The sequence below is a fragment of the Paraburkholderia steynii genome, from assembly GCF_900100565.1.
Taxonomy (GTDB): domain Bacteria; phylum Pseudomonadota; class Gammaproteobacteria; order Burkholderiales; family Burkholderiaceae; genus Paraburkholderia; species Paraburkholderia terrae.
In genome coordinates, this window is sequence record NZ_FNDI01000033.1 from 43,386 (window position 1) to 65,645 (window position 22,260).

16 protein-coding genes are annotated in these 22,260 nt (G+C 63.1%); 11 read left to right on the top strand and 5 right to left on the bottom strand.

Features of this window, described 5'->3' with window-relative positions:
- The first annotated feature begins 1,015 nt into the window (after positions 1-1,015).
- The 3 genes from BLT65_RS38510 to BLT65_RS38520 all read left to right on the top strand — a co-directional run bounded on the left by BLT65_RS38510 (position 1,016) and on the right by BLT65_RS38520 (position 3,649).
- Positions 1,016-2,182, top strand: a complete 1,167-nt coding sequence (locus BLT65_RS38510) for a porin (RefSeq protein WP_042308154.1) — start codon at positions 1,016-1,018, stop codon at positions 2,180-2,182.
- Between the two features lie 199 nt (positions 2,183-2,381).
- Positions 2,382-3,134: an NAD-dependent epimerase/dehydratase family protein gene (locus tag BLT65_RS38515; RefSeq protein WP_091788390.1), complete on the top strand. Its 753-nt coding sequence runs from the start codon at positions 2,382-2,384 to the stop codon at positions 3,132-3,134.
- Positions 3,131-3,649, top strand: coding sequence for a cupin domain-containing protein (locus tag BLT65_RS38520; protein WP_091788493.1), 519 nt, complete (start codon positions 3,131-3,133; stop codon positions 3,647-3,649). Before BLT65_RS38515 ends, BLT65_RS38520 begins: the two co-directional genes overlap by 4 nt.
- 10 nt (positions 3,650-3,659) lie before the next feature.
- On the opposite strand, the gene pdxR is transcribed toward BLT65_RS38520, so the two are convergent.
- Complete coding sequence (pdxR, locus tag BLT65_RS38525) at positions 3,660-5,174, bottom strand: MocR-like pyridoxine biosynthesis transcription factor PdxR (protein WP_091788393.1); 1,515 nt, start codon at positions 5,172-5,174, stop codon at positions 3,660-3,662.
- Between the two features lie 234 nt (positions 5,175-5,408).
- Here pdxR and BLT65_RS38530 point away from each other — a divergent pair, with 234 nt between their 5' ends.
- The 5 genes from BLT65_RS38530 to BLT65_RS38550 all read left to right on the top strand — a co-directional run bounded on the left by BLT65_RS38530 (position 5,409) and on the right by BLT65_RS38550 (position 11,800).
- Positions 5,409-7,307 (top strand): AI-2E family transporter, encoded by a 1,899-nt coding sequence (locus BLT65_RS38530; protein ID WP_091788396.1) that lies wholly within the window; start codon positions 5,409-5,411, stop codon positions 7,305-7,307.
- Positions 7,308-7,507: 200 nt separating this feature from the next.
- Positions 7,508-8,593, top strand: coding sequence for an alpha/beta fold hydrolase (locus BLT65_RS38535; RefSeq protein WP_042308162.1), 1,086 nt, complete (start codon positions 7,508-7,510; stop codon positions 8,591-8,593).
- Positions 8,594-8,838: 245 nt separating this feature from the next.
- Entirely contained in the window at positions 8,839-9,807 is a 969-nt protein-coding gene (locus BLT65_RS38540; protein ID WP_091788399.1) for a hypothetical protein, read from the top strand.
- Positions 9,808-9,971: 164 nt separating this feature from the next.
- On the top strand, positions 9,972-10,607 hold the full coding sequence (locus BLT65_RS38545) for a VC0807 family protein (RefSeq protein ID WP_091788401.1): 636 nt from the start codon (positions 9,972-9,974) through the stop codon (positions 10,605-10,607).
- The gene (locus BLT65_RS38550) at positions 10,604-11,800 is read left to right on the top strand and encodes an amidohydrolase family protein (RefSeq protein WP_091788404.1); all 1,197 of its coding nucleotides are present in this window, start codon (positions 10,604-10,606) and stop codon (positions 11,798-11,800) included. The genes BLT65_RS38545 and BLT65_RS38550 overlap by 4 nt, the downstream gene beginning before the upstream one ends.
- A gap of 96 nt (positions 11,801-11,896) precedes the next feature.
- On the opposite strand, the gene BLT65_RS38555 is transcribed toward BLT65_RS38550, so the two are convergent.
- From BLT65_RS38555 to cuyB, 3 genes are all read right to left on the bottom strand, one after another.
- Positions 11,897-14,050 carry a phosphocholine-specific phospholipase C gene (locus BLT65_RS38555; RefSeq protein WP_091788407.1) on the bottom strand — a complete coding sequence of 718 codons (2,154 nt, stop codon included), beginning with the start codon at positions 14,048-14,050 and terminating at the stop codon, positions 11,897-11,899.
- A 107-nt stretch (positions 14,051-14,157) separates the two neighbouring features.
- The gene (locus BLT65_RS38560; protein WP_091788410.1) at positions 14,158-14,520 is read right to left on the bottom strand and encodes a hypothetical protein; all 363 of its coding nucleotides are present in this window, start codon (positions 14,518-14,520) and stop codon (positions 14,158-14,160) included.
- A gap of 198 nt (positions 14,521-14,718) precedes the next feature.
- Positions 14,719-16,212 (bottom strand): cysteate racemase, encoded by a 1,494-nt coding sequence (cuyB, locus tag BLT65_RS38565; RefSeq protein ID WP_091788413.1) that lies wholly within the window; start codon positions 16,210-16,212, stop codon positions 14,719-14,721.
- 375 nt (positions 16,213-16,587) lie between these two features.
- Between cuyB and BLT65_RS38570 the strand changes: the two genes are divergently transcribed.
- The 3 genes from BLT65_RS38570 to glgA all read left to right on the top strand — a co-directional run bounded on the left by BLT65_RS38570 (position 16,588) and on the right by glgA (position 19,917).
- Positions 16,588-17,031 carry a response regulator gene (locus BLT65_RS38570; protein ID WP_042308177.1) on the top strand — a complete coding sequence of 148 codons (444 nt, stop codon included), beginning with the start codon at positions 16,588-16,590 and terminating at the stop codon, positions 17,029-17,031.
- Between the two features lie 235 nt (positions 17,032-17,266).
- Positions 17,267-17,854: a BPSL1445 family SYLF domain-containing lipoprotein gene (locus BLT65_RS38575; RefSeq protein WP_042308180.1), complete on the top strand. Its 588-nt coding sequence runs from the start codon at positions 17,267-17,269 to the stop codon at positions 17,852-17,854.
- A 440-nt stretch (positions 17,855-18,294) separates the two neighbouring features.
- Positions 18,295-19,917, top strand: a complete 1,623-nt coding sequence (gene glgA / locus BLT65_RS38580; RefSeq protein ID WP_091788416.1) for a glycogen synthase GlgA — start codon at positions 18,295-18,297, stop codon at positions 19,915-19,917.
- A 151-nt stretch (positions 19,918-20,068) separates the two neighbouring features.
- On the opposite strand, the gene glgX is transcribed toward glgA, so the two are convergent.
- Positions 20,069-22,240, bottom strand: coding sequence for a glycogen debranching protein GlgX (glgX, locus tag BLT65_RS38585; RefSeq protein WP_091788419.1), 2,172 nt, complete (start codon positions 22,238-22,240; stop codon positions 20,069-20,071).
- Between the last annotated feature and the right edge of the window lie 20 nt (positions 22,241-22,260).

Genomic DNA, 22,260 nt, shown 5'->3' on the forward strand with positions numbered 1-22,260 from the left:
AACACTTCTGCTTGCCTGAGGGCCCCCAAAGGGTCTTACGCTTCACACGGCAATCACGTGACCCATGTTCGTTGCCAACGCTCTTGCGCTGCGCCTCACCCGCTTCACGCGCCCGCATTACAGCACGTCGTGCCAGACAGTCCACCGCCGCCCAGGTGGCAAACTGTGTGTAGGCCGTAGTGCCACACGCGCCTCACTCCGGACCGATAGCGCATGCGTGCCACCGTGTACGAGCGCTACCCTGTACGACGCGACAACCTACACACAGTATGCCACCTGGGCGGCACATACCATTTGCTGCCGCTTGCCCGAGTACGGGTATTCGAAGCGGGTGAGGCGCATATTCAAAGCGTTGGCAACGCACGCAAACAGAAATGCTGCCGTGTGAAGCGTAAGACCGGTTGGGGGCCCTCAGGCACGCAGAAATGTTGGCGGTGTTAGCCGCTTTCTTTTGCCTACTTTTCTTTGCGGCGGCAAAGAAAAGTAGGTGCCGCCCCGCACAGGGGCGACGCGTGAAGCTAGATAACAAATCGCGGATGCCAGCGCCAAGGCAAACACGCCCTAGGATCCTCGTGGCGAATGCGCAGCGATCAGGGCTGACGTCTCCAACGCAAATCAACATGCGAAAAAAAACGCGGCACGAGGCCGCGTCCAAGCGTGTTGTCCGCTGCGTGCAGACAGGATGAAACACAACGAGTCTAAAGCATTGCGCGAAACGATAAACCCCGCAATCGACAATTCATTATCGTTGTTCCCGCAATATTCCCAGATGCATCATGATGCCGCGAAATATTTGCGGCAATACGCGTTAATTCTCGTTTGCCAAAAAACAATCCGCTAACGCGTGCCTAAAGAAAGATGATCACGGAAATACTGTTTGTATGAAGCCGCAATAATCACGTCATTGCGTGTTGTGAATTTCACTAATGCGTTTTTTTGGATTTTTTACATTTGTTGTGTGCGCCTTTAGTCTCTCGCTCATTCAATGCTTTACCACACGCAGGAGAAGAGAAGAATGAAGCGCACTGCCCTCTCGATGATCTCACTGGCCGCACTGGCCACGGCCACCAGCGCCGCTCACGCACAAACCAGCGTCACGCTGTATGGCACGATCGACACGGGGATCACCTACGTTCACAACGCGTCGGGCAACAACAGCCTGTGGTCGCTCGGCAATACCAGCGCAGGCAATCTGTCAGGCACGCGTTGGGGCCTCAAAGGCAGCGAAGATCTGGGCGCAGGCCTGAAGGCGATCTTCCAGCTCGAAAGCGGCTTCGATCCGAGCACGGGCAAGATGGGCCAGGGCAGCCGCCTGTTCGGCCGTCAGGCATTCGTCGGCCTTTCGCAGGATCAATACGGTTCCATTACGCTCGGCCGTCAATACGATCCGCTGATCGACCTCGTGCAAGGCATCACCGCCGACAACTACTTCGGCAGCGCATTCGCCACGGCAGGCGACGTCGACAACTACGACAACAGCTTCCGCGTAAACAACGCGGTGAAGTACACGTCGCCCGTTTTCGCAGGACTGCAGTTCGAAGCGATGTACTCGTTAGGCGGCGTCGCGGGCAGCACGGGTTCCGAGCAGTCGTATTCGGGCGCAGTCGCGTATAACAACGGGCCGATCGGCCTCGCGGCAGGCTACTACTACGCGTCCAACAGCCCGGCATCGGAAGGCATTCGCACGACCTGGAACAGCACCTCCGACGGCACGTTCGACGGCCCCGTCAATCTCGGCTATCAGACAGCGCACTCGATCGGCATTGCACGCGTGGCAGGCCAGTACACAGCCGGTTCGTTCACGTTCGGACTCGGCTACAGCAACGCGCAGTATCGCCGCGACGACAGCTCGGTGTTCGGCACGAACGAACGCTATAACACGGGCCAGGGCTTCGTGAACTATCAGGCCACGCCCGCGATGCTGGTCGGTGTCGGCTACAGCTACACGCATTCGAACGGCGACACGTCGGCGACGTACCATCAGGTGTCGCTAGGCGCGGACTACAACCTCTCCAAGCGCACCGACCTCTACATGACGGCTGCGTATCAGCATGCGAGCGGCCAGACGCGCGACGCGAACACCAACACCATCACCGACGCGCAGGCATCGATCGGCTCGTATGGCTATGCGGGCACGAGCCATCAGGAGATGGTGAATCTCGGCATTCGTCACAAGTTCTAACGCGCTTCGCTGATCGTCATAGACGGCGGTTTCGTTCCGGCACGCAGATGCGGCCGGTTCGAAGCCGCCGTTTTTCATTTCCGGCACCCGTTGATAATGGCCTAATCATTCTGTCGATAATGGATCTTTGTATGGACCATTATCAGCCTTAGTCTCCGTACTTGGGCTCCAGGGCCCTGGCATACACGGAGATCATCGGATGGAAACGAAAGTCTTTCTGGCAGGCGCGGCGGGTGCGATCGGCAGCGCGCTGGTGCCGATGTTGGTCGATGCGGGATACACCGTCTACGGCAGCACGCGCCGCGCCGAGCGCGCATCGCAAATCGAACAGGCGGGCGCGACGCCCGTGATCGTCGACGTGTTCGACGCGCGCGCGTTGACCGAAGCGCTGCGGCGCATCGAACCCGCCTGCGTGATCCATCAGTTGACCGACCTGCCGCCCGCGCTCGATCCCGCGAAAATGCAGCAGGCGATCGCGGACAACGCGCGCATTCGCGACGAAGGCACGCGCAACCTGATCGCAGCGGCGCGCTCGGCGGGCACGAAGCGCTTCGTCGCGCAAAGCATCGCGTGGGCGTATCGCGACGGCGCGCAACCCTACGACGAAACGCAGCCGCTCGATACGGAAGCCGAAGGTAATCGCCTCGTGACGGTGCGTGGCGTCGTATCGCTCGAAACACAGGTTCTGAGGGCGCCGCTGATCGGCACGGTGCTGCGTTATGGGCAACTGTACGGTCCCGGCACAGGCAGCGACCACGCGAAAGGCGCAAGCCCCGTCCATGTCGACGCGGCCGCGCACGCCGCCGCGCTCGCGTTGCGGCATGCGCGAGCCGGCGCGTTCAACATCGCCGAGGACAATCCCGTCGTATCGACGGAAAAGGCGAAGCGCCAGCTTGGTTGGTCGGCGGACTGGCGGCGCAGCACGACGAACGCACTGCGCGCGGCGCAATGAATCCCGCTCACCTGTTCGCGGGTGCGAACGCGCGGCATGCGCGCACGGTCGCCACGGTCGCCGCCCTTGCGCTCGCCCCACTTGCCATGCTGCCGACGCGCCCCGCCATTCAATGGCTCGACGCGATGTGCAGTACGCCACTGCTCACCGACGCATCGTCGTCCTCCGATGCCGCCGCCCAGCGCCCAACGACGATCTCGCGCGTACTGTCGTGCGAGCCACTCGCGAACGTGCCGGGCAAATCCGTGACGACGGTCGTGGTCGACTTTCCGCCGCGCGCCTACACGGGCGCGCACCGGCATCCCGGCTCGGTGACGGCCTACGTCATCTCCGGCACGCTGCGTTCGCGGCTGGACAGCGGCCCGGCCGTCGACTATCGCAGCGGCCAGACATGGTTTGAACCGCCCGGCACACTGCACGACTTCGCCGAGAATCCGGACCCCGCGCAACCCGCGAAACTGCTCGCCGTGTTCGTCACCGATTCGAACTGCGGTCCGCTCGTGCTGCCGCCGTGATCGACGGGTATCAGGTCTTGTAGAGCATCTTCTGCAGAACACGCGCGAGCGTCCGGGCGCCCGCGTCGATCTCGTCCGCGCCGACGCCCGCAAAGCCCAGCACCAGGCCGGCGGGCGCCGCGCGCTGCACCGCGTACGACGACAACGGCCGTGTTTCGATGCCGGCTTCGGCGGCAAGGCGCGCAGCCAGCGCATCATCGGCGCCTGCGGGCAAAAACGCGGGCGCATCCAGCCCGGCGACGATCGGCGGCAACGCGAGCAGCCCGGCCCAATGGCGGCGCGCCGCTTCGCGCAGCGCTTCGGCGCGCTCGCCATACAGCTCGCGCATGCGCCGCACGTGACGACCCGCATGCCCTTCCGCGATGAACGCGTGAAGCGTCGCTTGCTGATCGAGCGGCACGTGCCGGCCCGTCAGCGACCATGCAGCGACGAACGGATCGACGAGCCGCTCCGGCAGCACCGCATACGCGATGCGCAGCGCGGGAAACAGCAGCTTGCTGAACGTGCCGCAATAGATCACGTTGCCCGCGCTGTCGAGACTCTTCAGCGCGGCCAGCGGCCTTCCTTCAAAGCGGTACTCGCTGTCGTAGTCGTCCTCGATCACCAACGCGCCGCGCGCGTGCGCCCAGTCGAGCAACGCGAGCCGCCGTTCGAGCGACAGCGCGGGACCGAGTGGCGCCTGCCGCCCGGCCGTCACATAGGCAAGCCGCGCATCGGGCGCGAGCGCGCGGCCCGCTGACACGTCGATGCCGTTCGTATCGACGGGCACGGCGGCGATGCGCGCGCCCGCCGCTTCGAGCACGAGCCGCGCGCCCTGATAACCGGGGTCTTCCATCCACGCGGCGTCGCCGGGGTCGAGCCACAGACGCGCGGCCAGATCGATCACCTGCTGCGCGCTGCCGACGATCGCAACGTGATCCGCCGTGCAGGCGATGCCGCGTGTCACACGCACGTGCTCCGCGATCACTTCACGCAACGGACGGTAGCCTTGCGCTTCGCCGTCGGCGAGCATCGAGCGGTTCGACAGCCGCGAGCGGCGCGCTGCGACACGCGCCCACAACGCGAACGGAAAGAACTGCAAATCGGGCTGGCTCGGACGAAATGCGCGCGTCGGAAACGAGCGGCCTTCGACGGCGAACGCGCTGCGCGCCAGCAAGCGGCCGCGCGCGGACAGCGCGATGCCTTCATTGCGGCCCGCGTCCGCTTGCTTGCGTGCATGCCGCGCGGTATCGGACACGGGTGCGGATTCGAAGCGCCCGTCCGGCAATTCGCTCGCAACGAAACTGCCACGCCCGACCGCGCCGGACAGATAGCCTTCCGCCGCGAGTTGCGCGAACACGCCCAGCACCGTGCCCCGCGACACGCCATGACGCGCTGCGAGGTCGCGCGTCGCGGGCAGGCGCGCGCCCGGGCCGAGCCGCCCTTCGAGAATGGCCGCACGCAGTTCGCCATAGAGCCAGCGCTGTAACGGCACACCGTCAGGCCGTGCGTTCAATGCCAGGTCGATTTCCGTTGCGCGGCGCATGCCGTTACCCCGTAATTGGATCAGCGCCCGGAATAATAACTACAATTTCGACCAGGCCAATTTCACGATTATGCCTGTCGCCCCGCTTTGCCGTCTTCATACAAATGCGCGCGACGCAGTTGATACACTGATCTGAACGGGCTGACACGCACCCGCTCGTTCTGCGCCCGGGTCTGTGTCTTGCTTACAATAGCTGCCCTCGTATCAATCGCACGGCCACCACCGGCACACGCCATGAAAGTTCCGCTCACCCCGCACCGCGCTTCGCCCAACCGTGTCTACCCGCCGGGAACACCGGGGCTGCACGGCCTGACGTCGGTGATTACATTCGTCGTTGTAGTCAGCGGGTTGTACTTTGCGCGTGAGGTGCTGATTCCGATCACGCTCGCCGTGCTGCTGAGTTTCCTGCTCGCGCCGCTCGTCGGCCTGTTGCGGCGTCTTCATTTCGGCCAGCTGCCGTCGATCTTCGTCGCCGTGCTCCTTGCCGTCGTCACGCTGCTCGCCGTCAGCACGCTGATCGGCGCGCAGATCGCGCAGCTTGCGAGCTCGCTGCCGCAGTACCAGGCGGCCATTGAGCGCAAGGTCGAGACCGTGCAGGAGAAAACGGTGGGACGCGCCGATGCGCTGCTGTCGCGCGCCGCGACTGCGCTTGCGCGCGTCACACCCGACCGGCCCAACACGCCGCACGAAGCGGGCCGCTCGCAGAAACCGACCGTCTCCGCACCGTTGCCCGTCGAAGTACACGAGCCCATACCGTCGCCGCTGCAACTCGCTCAACGCGTGTTCTCGCCCGTTGTCGGACCGCTCGAGACGATGTTCATCGTGCTCGTTGTGACGATCTTCATCCTGCTGCAGCGAGAAGACCTGCGCGACCGCCTGATACGCCTGTTCGGCGCGCGCGACCTGCATCGCACGACCACCGCGATCAACGACGCGGCGAGCCGCCTGTCGCGCTACTTCGTCGCGCAGCTCGGCGTGAACCTCGGCGCGGGCGCGACGATCGCTATCGGCCTGGCGATCATCGGCGTGCCGGGCGCGCTGCTGTTCGGCGTGCTGACCGCGCTGCTGCGCTTCGTGCCTTATATCGGCACGTGGATCGCGGCGCTGCTCGCCGTGATTCTCGCCGCTGCGATCCAGCCGCAATGGACGATGGCCGTGTGGACGATCGTGCTGTTCGTGACTATCGACGTTGTCGCGGGCCAGGTGGTCGAGCCGCTGTTGTATGGGCATAGTTCAGGGCTGTCGCCGCTCGCCGTGGTCGTCGCGGCAATTTTCTGGAGCTGGCTGTGGGGGCCGATCGGCCTCGTGCTGTCGACGCCGCTCACGCTATGCCTCGTCACGCTGGGCCGTTACGCGGAGCGCCTGAAGTTCCTGACGGTGCTGCTCGGTGATCAGCCTGCGCTCACCCCCGCGCAGAACTTCTATCAGCGCCTGCTCGCCGACGATCCACACGAGGCCATCGTGCAGGCCGACCGGTTCCTCAAGGAAATGGCGCTCACCCGCTATTACGACGACGTCGCGCGCGAAGGCCTGCGGCTCGCGCGGAACGACACGCTGCGCGGCGTGTTCGCGCCCGAGCAACTCGCGCGCATGAACGAGACGTTGCTCGATATCATCGAGAACCTCGAGCAATTCGACGGCATGCCCGAAGAGAAGCCCGATCCGAACGGGCCCGATGCGGCGTCTGCCGTGTTGCCGGAAGACGCCGCACAGTTGCGCGTCGTGTGCGTCGCGGGCCGTGGCGCCTTCGACGAAGTGACGACGGCGATTGCTGTGCAGTTGCTGACGCGCCGCGGCTTCGCGCCCGTCACGGCGAACTACGCGCAGTTCCGGCGCGGCCACATGGAAACGCTCGGCATCGACGGCGCGGCGATCGTCTGCGTGGTCACGCTCGACGCCCCCGAAGCGCCACCCTATCTGCGCAATCTGCTGCGACGCATCCGTGAGCGCGCGCCCGGTGTGCAACTGATCGTCGGCATTGGCGGGCAATCGGAGCGCGTCGATGAAGTCGGCGCATTGAGCGACACGCAAAACGCCAACGCGTTCAGCGACCTCGTCAATCAGTGCGTGCAGGCGGCGAACGCGGTGTCCGCGCCGCTGGTCGAGAAGGCGCCACGCAGCGTCGGCGCGTGAATGCGCGTGAATGCATAGGCTCTGGCTTTAGGCGCGAATACACCATGCGCTTCATACGTTCGACCTACATAAGCGGCTGACGCGTAGTTTGTCCGCACCTTCGTGCTGCAAAGCGCTCCCGCGGTGATAAGCTGAATGAAAGCGCGCGTCATGCGACCCGCAAGCTGACGCGTGCCTCTTCCATCGCCGCCGGGAGGCTCATGTCCGCGACCGCCCCGAAGTGGAGACAGCAAATCCGGCTGTGTACCGCGCACGACGGCGCGCGCATCGCGTACGCGACCTGCGGCAGCGGGCCGCCCATCGTCAAGGCCGCGAACTGGCTGAGCCATCTGGAGTTCGATCTCGCGAGCCCGGTATGGAGCCACATGATTGCCGAGATGTGCCGCGACCATACGCTGATCCGCTACGATCAGCGCGGCTGCGGCCTGTCGGATCACGACGTTGCCGATATTTCATTCGATGCATGGAAGCAGGACCTGATCGCCGTCATCGATGCGAGCGGCGTTGACCGCTTTGCGCTGCTCGGCATTTCGCAGGGGGCATCAATTGCCATCAGCTATGCCGTCGCGTTTCCGGAACGCGTCTCGCATCTGATCCTGCATGGCGGCTACGCGCGCGGACGGCTGGTCCGCTCGCGCACCGAGCAGGCGCGCGATGAAGCCGAAACGCTCGCCAAGCTCGCCGAGATCGGCTGGGGCCAGCACAATCCTGCCTTTCGCCAGTTCTTTACGACCCAGTTCATCCCGGGCGGCACGGCCGACCAGCACCGCTGGTTCAACGAACTCGAACGCATTTCGACCACACCGCAAAACGCCGCGCGCATCATGCGCGTCTTCAACTGCATCGACGTGGTCGATCTGCTGCCGCACGTGCAATGTCCGACACTCGTGCTGCACGCAGTGCGCGACGCACGCGTGCCATTCGAAGAAAGCCGCCTGTTGGCTAGCCTGATTCCCAACGCGCGCTTCGTGCCGCTCGAAAGCGAGAATCATCTGACGCTCGAATCCGAGAACGCGTGGCAGCGCTGGCGCGACGAAGTGCGCGGCTTCCTGCCGCCGGCTAAGCACGCCAACCCCGTGTTCTCGTCACTCACGCGGCGCGAGCGCGAGATCGTCGAACTGATCGCGGGTGGCCGCGACAACGCGCAGATCGCTGCGCGGCTCGGTCTATCGGAGAAGACCGTGCGCAATCACATCACGAGCATCTTCGCGAAGCTCGAAGTGGAAAGCCGCGCGCAGGCCATCGTGATGGCGCGCAAGGCGGGCTTCGACGCGCCCGCTGCCTGATCGTCGCCTTGACGCACTGCATGACGGGGCGCATGTCCCGGCTTTTCGCGACTTTGCTGCAGTGCTCACAGCGAGTACCGGGACTCGCGTCTCATGTCCGATCAAATGCCGATCCGCACAATGCGCATCAGCGTTTCGCTACGGCACGCAACACACCACGGCGCAGCGCTTTGAGTCGGCGCCCTCTCTCTTCGTTCTTCTTTCGGCGCCACCCCACTGCAATCCCGCCGAAATGGAGTTCTCAGATGCAAGCTGTAGAGTATCAACTGCCTTCCCATCGCTACGCCAAATGCGTCGAAGTGTCCAAGCGAATCCGCTGGGATATCGACAACGACGTGATCCGCGGGCGCACGCTCGATATCGATCAGAAGTTTCTGCCGGACGGGCTGTCCCAGGTGTATCGCCTGCCGTTTCTGAATGACGCTGAGCGCCGCTTCTATTCGCAGGTGCAGGGTCGCACGTACGCGAACATGTTCAAACTCGTTGAACGCTTCATCGGCGCAAAGATGCTCGAACTAGGACGCGATCATGCGCTTGGCGACCAGATCGCACTGGAAGCCGTCGTGCGTCTGACGGACGAAGAACTGAAGCACCAGGAACTGTTCCGCCGCATCGAGTTGCTCGCGGGCGCGGACATGCCCGCAGGTTATCGCTTCCTGCCCGATCCAGACGATATCGCCATGTTCGTGCTGGGCAAATCGACGTGGGGGATTCTCGCGCTGACTTGTTTCATCGAAATCTTCTCTCAGGTGCATTACCGTCAGAGCATCGAAGCGGACGACACGCTCTCGCCACTGTTCAAGGACGTGTTCATGTACCACTGGAAAGAAGAATCGCAGCACGCGATCATCGACGAACTCGAATGGATGCGCGAGGATGCGAAGCTCGACAAGCCCGCGCGCGATGCTGCCGTCGACGATCTGATCGCGCTGGTGGCGGGCGTCGACGGCGTGGTGCAGATGCAGGCGACGGAAGATGCCGCGTACTTCTGCCAACATATGGGCCGTACGCTGTTGCCCGCTGAAATTGCGGAGGTGCAGGCGGCGATGCTCGACGCGTATCGCTGGCAGTACATCGTTTCTGGTGTCGAAGAGCCGCGCTTCCGCTCGCTGCTCACGAGCGTGATCGACGAGGAGCAGGGTCAGCGCATTTTCGCGGCGCTGGCGCCGATCATGAAACCGACGCTTGATCGGCAGACGTTGCCGCTTGTCTGAGCGGGTATCGGCTGCACTACGCGTGACATGCAAACGGCGGGCGCCTCAGGGCGCCCGCCGTTTTTCATGCGATGCTCTCGCGAACGCCAATGCCGATTTTCCCGCCCTCGCCGATATGCGACACTACGCACGCAAACCCATGGCACCGCTAGCGCAGAGGGCGTATGAAGGTTCCGTACCGATACCTGTCCGCGATGGTCATCAATGTCGCGCTGCCGTGGCTCGCGTACCGGCTTGCGCTGCCGCATTGGGGCACGACGGGCGCGCTCGCCGCATCGGCCGCGCCGTTGATTGCGTGGATTGCATGGGACCTGTATCACTCGCGGCATTTCGATTCATTGAGCGCCATCGTGCTGGCGGGCATCCTGCCGCTGCTCGCGTGGGCGCTGATCGACCGGGGCGAGCACCGGCGCGCGCTCGAAGACCCGATGGTGGCGGGCGTCATCGGCATCACGTTTCTGCTGTCACTGCTGCTGCGCAAGCCGATGGTCTACTACCTCGCGCGTTCGACGGCGTCGCGTGAATCGCTTGAAGGTGTCGAAGAGTTCGAGCGCCACTATCGCGAGCGTCCCAAACTCGTCGCGCAGATCCGCCGGATGACAGTGGTGTGGGGCATCGGCTTGACGGCCGAGAATGCCGCGCGTTACTGGGTCGTGACGAACTTGAGCGACGCGCAACTGGCGTTGCATATTTCGATGGCGCTGCGCTGGGGTGTCTATGGCTCGCTCACGCTATGGACCCTCTGGACGCGGCGCCGCCTCAAACGCATTGACGCTGAGAGAAAAATGGAGTCTGCATGAAAGAGCCGCTATTGATCGCCGATGCACGTTTGCCCGATGGCACGCACGTCGACGTGTCGATCGTCAATGGCCGCATCGACGCGATCAGTCCTGATTTACGGGTCGAAAACGACGTCGTGCGCGAAGATGCCAATGGTGCGCTACTGTTGCCTGGCTTCGTCGAAGGCCACACGCATCTCGACAAGACGATGTGGGGCATGCGCTGGTATCGCAACGACGTGGGACCGAAGCTCACCGATCGCATCGAAAACGAGCGCCGCTTTCGCGCGCAAAGCGGACACGACGCGGCCACTGCTTCGCTCGCATTGGCCCGCGCCTTCTTGCAGGCGGGCACGACGCGCTTGCGCACGCATGTCGATATCGATACCGACGCCGGCCTGAAGCACCTCGAGGGCGTACTGAAGACGCGAGACACACTACGCGACGTGCTCGACATGCAGACGGTTGCGTTTCCGCAATCGGGCATGCTCAAACGCAAGGGTACCGTCACCTTGCTCGACGAGGCGCTGCGCGCGGGCGCCGACGTGCTCGGCGCGCTGGACCCGGCCTTGATCGACGGCGATCCCGTTGCATCCCTGAACGCGACTTTCGATCTCGCCACACGCCATCAGAAGCCAATCGACATCCATCTGCACGAGCCCGCCGAGATCGGCGCATTCACCCTGAAGCTGCTGCTCGATCGCGTCGAGGCGCTCGGCATGCAGGGCCGCGTCGTGATCAGCCACGCGTTCTGTCTCGGCGCACTCGCGCCGCGCGAGCGCGATCCGCTGCTCGAACGGCTCGCGTTGCTGAACGTCGCGCTGCTCACGACAGCGCCCGCTTCCGTGCCCGTGCCGCCGCTTGCCGCATGCATCGAGAAAGGCGTCACGCTGTTCGGCGGCAACGACGGCATCCGCGATACATGGAATCCGTTCGGCTCGCCGGACATGCTGGAGCGCGCGATGCTGATCGGCATGCGCTACGACTTGCGTCGCGACGATACGCTCGCCATCGCGTTCGACTGCGTGAGCCACACGGCTGCACGCGGCTGCGGTTTCGTTGACTACGGCCTGCACGTGGGCGCGCGCGCGGACCTCGTGCTCGTCGACGCGGAAACCGTCGCGCATGCCGTTGCTGCGCGTCCTGTGCGCAAGCTGGTCGTGGCGAATGGGCGGATCGTTGCGCGCGACGGCGTGCTGGTCGAAGGCGTGTGAACCGCCCTTGCTGATGAACAAACAAAAAAGGCCCCAGCATGTGAACCATGCAGGGGCCAAGCTTTGCGCTGTTTTATACGTTAACGCTCAGGCCACTTACGACGCCGTCATGACGGGCACCACAGCCGCCGGATCGCTGATGCTCGTCTTACCCGTTTCGACGTGACCGGCAAGGCGACGCTGGAACGACGCGTCATCGTTGTCGCTCACCGTCAGGTCGTACCAGTGGTGGCTCGCCGACAGCACCCAGGCCTCTTCGATCGACCCGTTCGGCGGCACGATCACCGGACGCGGATGCGCGCCATACGCGTTATCGACCACCGAGAGCCGCGCGATGCTGTCGCCATGATTCGTGAACTTCAGATACACGTTGCCATTGCCGACGTCGTAATGCGTCTTCACTTCCGGCAACGCGGGCTTGCGGTTGTGGCCGAACAGGCCCTGCACATTGGCCTGGTTCGACTGCGGCTGCGCGTTGCCCGCGAAGCGGCGCACGAAACCATTCGGGCCGTACACGGTGAACGCGTACACGCCATTCGTCGACGACAGGTTGAAGACGTCCTTCAGCGTCTTGCCCGCTTCCACCGTATAGCGCCACGGACCATCCGTGCGGTTGGTCGAGTACACATAGAAGTGCGCGCCCTGATCGCCCGTGTTGCCGATTTCGATCGTCAGCGAGTTCGCCTTCTCGTCGACCTTGCCGTTCACATGCAATTCGTACGGCAATGCACGCGCGAAACGGATACCCGCTTCCTGCGGATCGATCGCACCCGGCACGGCAGGCACCGTCGGCGCGGGCTGCGTCGCGCACTGGTTGTCGGCCATACTCTTGTAGTTGCTCGTGTCCGGCAGCGGCGGCATCTTCGCATCCGGCGTGCGGAAATCGAATGCCGTCGTGAGGTCGCCGCACACCGCGCGGCGCCATGCCGTGATGTTCGGCTCATGCACGCCGAAGCGCGTTTCGATGAAGCGGATCACCGACGTGTGATCGAACACCTGCGAGCACACGAAGCCGCCCTTCGTCCACGGCGAGACGATCGTCATCGGCACGCGCGGTCCGAGACCGTACGGCAGGTTGTCGGCCGTATAGCTGCCGCCGCGGCCCGGATTCACTACGTCATGAATCTCGCCGTCCGCCGTCACCGTCGAAAGCCCTTGCGCGCGCGACGTCGCCACTTGCGGCGGCACGACGTGATCGAAGAAACCGTCGTTCTCGTCATACATGATGAAGAGCACCGTCTTGCTCCACACCTCGGGGTTCGACGTCAATGCATCGAGAATCTGCGACGTGTACTCCGCGCCGTACGCGGGCGTGTACTTCGGGTGCTCCGAGTACGCGGCGGGCGGGCACAGCCACGACACTTGCGGCAGGCGGTTGGCCTGCACGTCGGCCTTCAGGTCGTCGATCGTGCGCACCGTCTGCGCGCGCTGGAACAGCGACGAGCCCGGTTGCGCGTTGATGAAGTTCTCGAAGTTCTGCAGGATGTTCGTGCCGTAGTTGCCGTTCAGCGGGTCCGAGCCGTCCGTGCCCTGCTGATAGATCTGCCACGAGATGCCGGCCGCTTCCAGACGCTCCGGATAGGTCGTCCACGACAGCAGTTGATACTTCGGCGGCACGTCGCCATCCACGAAATCATTGTTGTCGAGCAGCGGGCCGCCCTTCGTGCCCGTCGGATCGACCATGCCCGTCATCAGGTACGAGCGGTTCGGGTGCGTCGGTCCCGGCAGCGAGCAGAAGTACGCGTCGCAGATCGTGAACGCATCGGCCAGCGCGTAGTGGAACGGAATGTCCGAGCGCAGGTGATAGCCCATCGTCATGTCCGTCTTGTTCGCGGGCCACTGGTCGTAGCGGCCGCCGTCAATCGCGCCGTGCGTCTTGTACCACGAGTGATCCAGATCGCCGACGCATTGTGCGCTCGTGGTCTGCGTGTTCAGGTGGAACGGCAGCACGGGCTTGGTCGGATCGGCTTTCGACGGCTGATACCAGACGGGCTTGCCATTGGGCAGCGGGATCGGAAAGCGGTCGTTGTAGCCGCGCACGCCGCGCATATGGCCGAAGTAATGATCGAACGAACGGTTCTCCTGCATGAACACGACAATGTGCTCGACGTCACGGATCGAGCCCGTGCGCGAATTGGCGGGGACGGCGAGCGCATTGCGGATCGATTCCGGCAGCATCGTCACGGCGGCGGCGGCGCCCGCGGACGTTGCAGCGGTCTTTAGAAAACGGCGACGGCTATTGGATGTCATGATGTTATTGCCTTCTTCTCGGGGGGAAAGGAATTAACAAGGGAATAACCGCGCGTATTCACGCGCGTTTCTTTGTTTCTTTATTTCTTTATTGCCTGAACGTCGATTCAATGACTCGCTTCGCCTGGCGCGTAGCGAAGAACGGGCGCGACCTGCTGGTTGTCGGCAGCAAGGCTGGCCTGCGCGCTGAGAATGGCGGTGCTGTCCTGCGCGTCGCTTCGCGTGTTGTCGGCCGCGTTCATGCCGCTCGCGGCCGGCGTATTAAACGCACTGGCCGAATTGCCCGTCGTCGAAGACGGCAGCGGCAATCCAGGCGGCGACGCGGAAGGCGCAGCGGTATTGGCTTGCGACGCGCTGGGCGTGGAGTTGCCGACCGTGGCGGCATCGTCCGCTCCGCATGCGGCGAGGGCGAACGATGCAAGCACAACGATTGCGCTCACGCGCAAGGAAGAGAGAGGGAGTCCGTTCATTCGAGCGTCCAGGTTCCAGCGGAATCGACCGATGACGGCTTGCCCGGGAAGGCTGGCCGTCGCTGGAAACGCAGTCTGAAGTCGAATGAAGAACTTATTGTGAAACGTTTGACAAGGAAAAGAAATACCTTGAAATACTTCTTATCGGAAAGCCATTAGAAAGCGAAAAGAAACACGAAAGTCATCATGTAATTGTCTTTAAAGCAATTCGGCATTAAATGCCAGATTGCTTTCCTTGCGTTTCGCATACGCGGCATATTCGACCGGCAACGCTTCATGGCTTGCGCTCGTCGGTACTATGAGCGGCGTGCCTCGCGCGAACTCGACGCAACATCTTGCGAGCACGTCCGTCGGATCGACGAGATGTGCGCTGCGGCCTTTGCGCGTCACCGTCGCCGCTTGCGGGAAAAGAAGCGGCAGCTCGGTGCAGGCAAGCAGAATGACTTCAACCCGCTGCAACAACAGGCTTTCGACGGCCGCGATGATGTCGTCGGCGCAGTCGCCGTTCGTGAAACCCGCCTTCACGCCCCGCGCGCCGTAGATCGCGTTCATCACGCGCGCCTGCATCGCGAGCGGCGGCAGGACCTGGGTCATGCCGCGCGCTTCGAGCGCCGAGCGATAAACACCGCTTGCAATCGTGCCGTCCGTGGCGAGCAGGCCGATGCGATCGACGGCGGGAAACGTCGTGCGCAGATAGTCGGCCGTCACGTTCATCATGTTGATGATAGGCACGCGCAAGCGTGCTTCGATCGGCCCGATGAACGCATGCGCGGTATTGCACGGAATCGCGATCAGATCGGCGCCGCCGTCTTCGAGCTTTTTGCATGTCGCGTAGAGCGCGAGCGTCGGGTCCGCGCCATCGCCCGTCAGATGATCGGTGCGGTCGGGAATCTGCGGGTTCTGTTCGACGATGACCTTGATGTGATCCTGATCGCGCGCGGCGGGTGTATTGCGCACGACCTTGTGCATGAAGTCGACTGTCGCGGCGGGCCCGACGCCGCCGACCACGCCAAGCTTGATCTGACGCGCCGGCTTGCAATGCTCGGCGAACAACAGATGTTGCGCGTACACCGAATAGCTGTCGACGATCGGCACGGCCAGCGCGCCGAGCCGCCGCAGCGACAGGGCGCTATCGGTGCTGCCCGGCAGCAGCACGTCGACGCCCTGCCCGATCAGCGTTTCGCATGCTTCACGCAACCCGTCCACGCCCTTCAAGCCGACGCTCACAACTTCGATACGCGCGCTCTCGCCATATCGTTCGAACAGATGGTGCTCGCACAGCACCGGCGAGGTCAGCACGCCGACACGGCGCGCAAGCGGAAAACGCTGGCGAATATGCGCAAACAGAGCGGCCACCATGTCGACGATTGCGAGCGTCGTGTTCTGCTGTAATTCGTCGATAAACAAATGGCTTTCGAAGCATGGCAGCGCAACAGCGGGCAAGCCGCGCTGTTCGAAATCGCGTATCGCATCGAATACGCGCAACTTGTGTTGCGCTGAACCCGCAACATAAGAAATTGACGCACGGCGCTCGATATCCGATATGCGTTCGACAGCAATATCCAATGGCTGAAACGTACGCGCAGTGGCATTGGCGTCATGCATTTTGCGCAACACATCCACGCTCGCGAGACGCGCTGCGCCGCCGACAATGCCGAGCGCACGCCGCCCCATCCCAGACGATGTATTCATAGTCCCTCGCTTGCTGTCTTATTGGATGCGCGCATTCCGGCGAGGCCGATGTCCTGGCCGCCGGCGCCTTACATCGAATCTCGTTATCGCGGCGCCGATCAGAATATAAATCCGAATGAGCATTTATGTCGCATGAATAAAAGGGAAAGTTTTCCTATAAACAACAGGCTTGGCTAATTCGCGCTTTTTAACGGTTGCCAATTGCGTGTGGTTAACCCCTACATGCGCCGGAATTGTTAATTAACGGCGACTGATTCCATTCCGAACGGCAACCCTATGCTCGCTTATCCCACTCGCTTCGGGCCCATCCCTTGCTGAATTCGCAGCCTTGGGGAGGCAGAAAGACGCCAAAGCGCCAAATGGAGACCCGTGAAGATGGCAACGAAAAATCCACACGACAGCGATGACGAATTGCAATGGCGTGCGATCGGCGCGCACATGACCGACAACCGGCGCGTGCTGGTCGTCGACGATTACGCCGATGCCGCCGACGCGTTGCAACTGCTGCTATTCGCAAACGGCTTCGAATGCCGCGCGATGCACCGCGCCGAGGACGTCTGCGAACTCGCGTCCCAATGGCAGCCATTTGCGGTCGTGCTCGACATTGCGATGCCGGGCGTCGATGGGCTCGAGCTTGCGCGTCGCCTGCGCGCCTCTGAATCGACCTCGCATATGTTGCTGATCGCGTGTACTGGCTACGCGTCGCAGCTCGATCGCGAGCGGGCGCGCGAAGCCGGCTTCGATGCGCATTGCGCGAAGCCGCTCACCCCGCAGCGTCTGCTCGAACTGTTGAAGCGGGCGACATCCGACGACGCATAGCGCGTGTGTAATTCATACAGGCATGCCTGCGCCGTGCCGCCGCATCCATACCGCAAAGGACTAGTCACGCGCCTTCACGCATCATGGGCGGCAACGGCGACAGGGGCAGGCACGCGAACTGCTGTCACGTTGTCAGCCCTCGCCGCACAAAGGTTTAGCGCGCCCGGGCGGCTGCGGCGAAGCACCAAGGGAGGCGCTAGCCGGGGATCTCGCGTTGACAGACAGGAGATTAACGATGCATAGAAGAAATTTCATACTGAGCACCGGCGCCGCACTCGCTGCGGGCGGTCTTGCCCTCTCGGGCTGCACGATGACGGGTTCGAATTCCACGACGAGCACCAGCAATTCGGACAAGCGCCGCGCGATCGATTCGAGCGTCGATGAAACGCTCTCGCGGCTCTACACGACCGCGCACGGCTCACGCGAGCTGGTCGCGAAGGCGCGTGGCGTGCTGGTGTTCCCATCCGTCGTGCAGGCGGGCTTCTGGATCGGCGGACAATATGGCCAAGGGTCGCTGCGCGTCGGCGGGCAAACGGTGGGTTACTACAGCACGGCAGCGGGTTCGTTCGGCCTGCAGATCGGCGCGCAGTCCAAGGGCGTGATCTTCCTGTTCATGACGCAGGATGCACTCGACAGCTTCCGCAACAGCCAGGGCTGGTCGGTTGGCGGCGATGCTACGGTCGCGCTCGTGAAGGTTGGCGCAAACGGCAACATCGATACGACGACGGCTACGAAGCCCGTGCAGGCATTCGTGCTGACCAATGCCGGTCTGATGGCGGGCGTGTCGCTCGAAGGCGCGAAGATCTCGCGGCTCGATATCTGAGGCGTAGTAGAGCGCCGATGTACACGGGGCGCGCAATGCGCCCCGTATGACGACATTGAAGTGTCGAACGCTCGTGCAGGATCAGTACGCCTGTGTAAAACCCTCTCCTTTTCCCAACGCGATTTTGCATTCGCACGGCCGGCACCCATCCATTGCGAACCTTCACCAAGTTGACGCATTTCATCCTCTACAGTGCTTCATGCACCGCAGTCCCGCGTCGCTCAAAGATCTGAAGAAAACGCCGAGGCTCGCCGTAGAAGCTTCACGGTACGCGCGTGCCGATGGCACACCGCTTGCTGCTCACGGAAGCCGTCTTCCCTCGCCTCTATCGCCGACCCGATCCGACGCACGGATCGCGCCAGCCATCTGCGGCGGCAATCCATCTGCGGCGGCAATTCAAGCGTCTCACTCAATCTACTCTTTCACCAGGAGTCACAACCTTGACGCTGAACGTCCTTCTCGTCGCCTCGGAGGCGATGCCGCTGGCTAAGTCCGGCGGTTTGGGCGATATGGTGAGTGCGTACGCCGCCGCGTTGCGCGATGCGGGCGTCGCTTCGACCATTCTATTGCCTGCGTATCCTGCGGCGCTCGAACGCGCGGTGGGCGTGACGCCCATCTGCCGCATCAGCGGCTTGCCGGGCGGGGACGCGCGACTGTTGCGCGCGCACATGCCCGATACGGGCGTGCCCGTCCTGCTCCTGCAGATGGACCATCTGTTCAAACGCGACAACCTCTATCAGGACGAGCAGGGCCGCGACTATCTCGACAACGCGATCCGCTTCGCGTCGCTTGCGGCTGCCGCAACGCGCATCGCGCGCGGCGTGCGCGGCGTGCAGATGCCCGACATCGTGCATGCGCACGACTGGCACACGGGCCTCACGCCGCTGTTGATGAAGCTCGCAGGTGTCGCGGCGAAAAGCGTGTTCACCGTGCATAACCTTGCGTTTCAGGGCAACTATCCACTCGCGCTCGGCAGCTGGATGGGCGTGCCGCCCGAACTGCTCGCGCCAGCGTTGACGGACCCGCGCAGCATCGAGTTCTACGGCGCGCTCAGCATGATGAAAGCGGGCATCGTATACGCGGACCAGGTCGTCACTGTCAGCGAGAACTACGCGCGCGAAATTCTCACGCCGCATTTCGGGCATCTGATGGAAGGCGTGCTGCAGGCGTGCTCGCACAAGCTGTCGGGCATCACGAACGGCATCGACAGCGCGACATGGAATCCCGCTACCGACCCGATGATCGCGCGCGCCTTTTCCGCCGACGACGTGCGCGGCAAGCAGGCCTGCAAGCGCGATCTGCAGCAGACCTTCGGCCTGACGGTCGATCCGTTCGCGCCGCTGGTTGCGATCGGCAGCCGTCTCACGTCGCAAAAGCTTGCGGACGTCGTGGTCGAAGCATTGCCGTTACTGCTCGCGCGCGATGCGCGGCTACAGGTCGCGATTCTCGGCAAGGGAGGCGCGTATCTCGAAGCCGCAGTGCGCGACCTCGCCGCCGCGTGGCCGCAGCGCGTCGGCGCGTACATCGGCTATGACGAACGGCGCGCGCACATGCTGCACGCGGGCGCCGACCTGCTGTTGCACGGCAGCCGCTTCGAGCCGTGCGGCCTCACGCAGCTCTATGCGCTGCGCTACGGCACGATTCCCGTCGCATCGCGAGTCGGCGGGCTGCGCGACACGATCGTCGATTACACGCCCGAGCGTTCGCCAGAACTCGGCTTGCCCGAAGACGGCGCAACGGGTTTTCTCTTCGATGGCGAAACACCCGAGGACGTCGCGGCCGCCTTGCAGCGCGCGCTCGACGCGTTCATGCGGCCTTCGTCATGGCATGCTCTGCAGCGCAATGCGATGCGGTGCGATTTCAGCTGGCGCAAGCCGGTACAGGCGTATCTGAAGCTCTATGGCATGTTGACGGATGCACGCCCGGCGCAACCGCGCGTCGACGTCGAACGCGTCGCAGCGGCGTCGGCGCAACGTCGCTCGAATGCGAGTGGCGCAGCGACCGGACAGGCTGCGTGGAGCAATGGCGCGGCGTCACAGGAGACGGTGGCGCGAAGCGCGTGAAGATGACGCAACAGCCCACATACAGGCTGTGCAAAAAGCAACGGACCTCTTCTCGCGAAGAGGTCCGTTTTTCTTTTAGCACTACCACTGCCTCTCAGGTCCGCCACTACGCCTGCAAATCGCACCTACGAACTCGCGCCTTCAAAAAAGCTCACTCCGTCAAATGCTCTTCGAGCCGCTGGAAGATCCGCTTCGTCTCGCCCTTCGCATGCAGCGAGAACAGCAACAGCGAGCGGCCCGTCACCTGATACACATCGCCCGATCCGAAATCAGGCAATTCGTCGCGCTCCGGCGCGTTCGTGTCGATCATGCAGCTCCACTGATCGCTGCCCGGTATCTCCGGCAACATGAAATCGACGACGTCGTGATACGCGTTGATGACAAGCAGCAACGTCGCATCGGAGGCTGGACGCCGGATACCGCTCGCCTGCGCGCGCCCGTCGATCACCAGACCGAAGCAGCGCATCGCCGAATCGTCCCATTGCTCGTCCGTCAGCACGACGCCGACGGGACTCAGCCATTTCACGTCCATCACGCCGATGTCTTCGCGCATCTCGCCCGTGAGAAAGCGATTGCGCCTCAGCACGGGTAACGCGTGGCGCAGCGTCGTCAGCTTGCGCACGAACTCGGTGAGCGCGCGGCCGTTGTCGTCGATACCCGACCAGTCGATCCAGCTGACCTCGTTGTCCTGGCAATAGGCGTTGTTATTGCCCCTCTGCGTGCGGCCGAATTCATCGCCGGCCAGCACCATCGGCGTGCCTTGCGAAAACAGCAGCGTCGCGAGCAGGTTGCGCTTCTGGCGCTCGCGCAATGCGATGATTTCGGCGTCGTCGGATGGCCCTTCCTCGCCGCAATTCCACGAGCGGTTGTCGCTGTGACCGTCGTTGTTGTCTTCGCCGTTCGCCTCGTTATGGCGCTCGTTGTACGAGACGAGATCGTTCAGCGTGAAGCCGTCGTGCGCGGTGATGAAGTTCACGCTCGCCCAGGGGCGCCTGCCGCGCCGGTTGAAGAAGTCGCCTGAAGCGGTGAGGCGTTTGGCGAGATCGGCGGCGGACGCTTCGTCGCCCTTCCAGAACGAGCGCACCGTGTCACGAAAGCGATCGTTCCATTCAGCCCAGCCAGGCGGGAAGCCGCCCACCTGATAGCCACCCGGTCCGCAGTCCCACGGCTCCGCGATCAGCTTCACGCTGGAGATGATCGGGTCCTGCCGGCAACTGTCCAGAAAGCCGCCGCCTTCGTCGAAACCATAGGGCTCGCGCCCGAGGATAGTCGCGAGATCGAAGCGGAAGCCGTCGACGTTCATCTCCGTCACCCAGTAGCGCAGACTGTCCGTGACCATCTGCAGCACGCGCGGGTGTGAGAGATTCAGCGTATTGCCCGTGCCCGTGTCGTTGATGTAATAGCGGCTTTCTTCAGGCATCAGCCGGTAGTACGACGCGTTGTCGATGCCGCGAAACGACAGCGTCGGCCCACGCTCGTTGCCTTCGGCCGTATGGTTGTACACGACGTCGAGTATCAGTTCGAGACCGGCATCGTGCAGCCGGTCGATCATCTCCTTGAACTCTTCGATCACGCCGGGCCCGCGCGCGAAGTAACGCGGATCGGCCGCGAAAAAGCCGATCGTGTTGTATCCCCAGTAGTTCGTCAGCCCTTTGTCGAGCAGGTATGAATCGTTGACGAACGAATGAATGGGCAACAGTTCGAGCGTCGTCACGCCCACGTGTTTGATATGGTCGATTACGGCTTTCTGCGCCAGACCGTCGAAGGTGCCACGCATCTTTTCTGGCACCCCGGGATGCATCTTCGTATAGCCGCGCACATGCGTCTCGTAGACGATCGTGCGGTCCCACGGCACGCGAACGCGCGTCGGATGTGTCCAGTTGAACGTCTGGTCGACCACCTGGCACTTCGGCATGAACGACGCGCTGTCGCGCTCGTCGAACGTGAGATCGTCTTCCGTTTCGAGCGTATAGCCGAACAGCGACGGGTCCCAGCGCAATGAACCGACATGCGCCTTCGCGTACGGATCGAGCAACAGCTTGTTCGGATTGAAGCGATGACCGGCCTCGGGCTCATACGGACCGTGTACGCGATAGCCATACACCGTGCCCGGCTTCAGGCCGGCCATATGCACATGCCACACTTCGTCGGTGTATTCGGGCAGTTCGATGCGCTCGAGTTCCTTCTTTCCTTCGTCGTCGAACAGGCACAACTCGACCTTCGTCGCATGCGCGGAAAAGAGCGCGAAGTTGACCCCTCTGCCATCCCAGGTCGCGCCGAGTGGAAACGGCAAGCCCTCGGAAATGCGGGAATCGGTTGGCATCGTTGTGTTCCTCAGGCGAA

Coding starts and splice junctions, on each gene's coding strand:
- BLT65_RS38510 (WP_042308154.1), top strand. CDS start 1,016: ATGAAGCGCACTGCCCTCTCGATGATCTCACTGGCCGCACTGGCCACG.
- BLT65_RS38515 (WP_091788390.1), top strand. CDS start 2,382: ATGGAAACGAAAGTCTTTCTGGCAGGCGCGGCGGGTGCGATCGGCAGC.
- BLT65_RS38520 (WP_091788493.1), top strand. CDS start 3,131: ATGAATCCCGCTCACCTGTTCGCGGGTGCGAACGCGCGGCATGCGCGC.
- pdxR (WP_091788393.1), bottom strand. CDS start 5,174: ATGCGCCGCGCAACGGAAATCGACCTGGCATTGAACGCACGGCCTGAC.
- BLT65_RS38530 (WP_091788396.1), top strand. CDS start 5,409: ATGAAAGTTCCGCTCACCCCGCACCGCGCTTCGCCCAACCGTGTCTAC.
- BLT65_RS38535 (WP_042308162.1), top strand. CDS start 7,508: ATGTCCGCGACCGCCCCGAAGTGGAGACAGCAAATCCGGCTGTGTACC.
- BLT65_RS38540 (WP_091788399.1), top strand. CDS start 8,839: ATGCAAGCTGTAGAGTATCAACTGCCTTCCCATCGCTACGCCAAATGC.
- BLT65_RS38545 (WP_091788401.1), top strand. CDS start 9,972: ATGAAGGTTCCGTACCGATACCTGTCCGCGATGGTCATCAATGTCGCG.
- BLT65_RS38550 (WP_091788404.1), top strand. CDS start 10,604: ATGAAAGAGCCGCTATTGATCGCCGATGCACGTTTGCCCGATGGCACG.
- BLT65_RS38555 (WP_091788407.1), bottom strand. CDS start 14,050: ATGACATCCAATAGCCGTCGCCGTTTTCTAAAGACCGCTGCAACGTCC.
- BLT65_RS38560 (WP_091788410.1), bottom strand. CDS start 14,520: ATGAACGGACTCCCTCTCTCTTCCTTGCGCGTGAGCGCAATCGTTGTG.
- cuyB (WP_091788413.1), bottom strand. CDS start 16,212: ATGAATACATCGTCTGGGATGGGGCGGCGTGCGCTCGGCATTGTCGGC.
- BLT65_RS38570 (WP_042308177.1), top strand. CDS start 16,588: ATGGCAACGAAAAATCCACACGACAGCGATGACGAATTGCAATGGCGT.
- BLT65_RS38575 (WP_042308180.1), top strand. CDS start 17,267: ATGCATAGAAGAAATTTCATACTGAGCACCGGCGCCGCACTCGCTGCG.
- glgX (WP_091788419.1), bottom strand. CDS start 22,240: ATGCCAACCGATTCCCGCATTTCCGAGGGCTTGCCGTTTCCACTCGGC.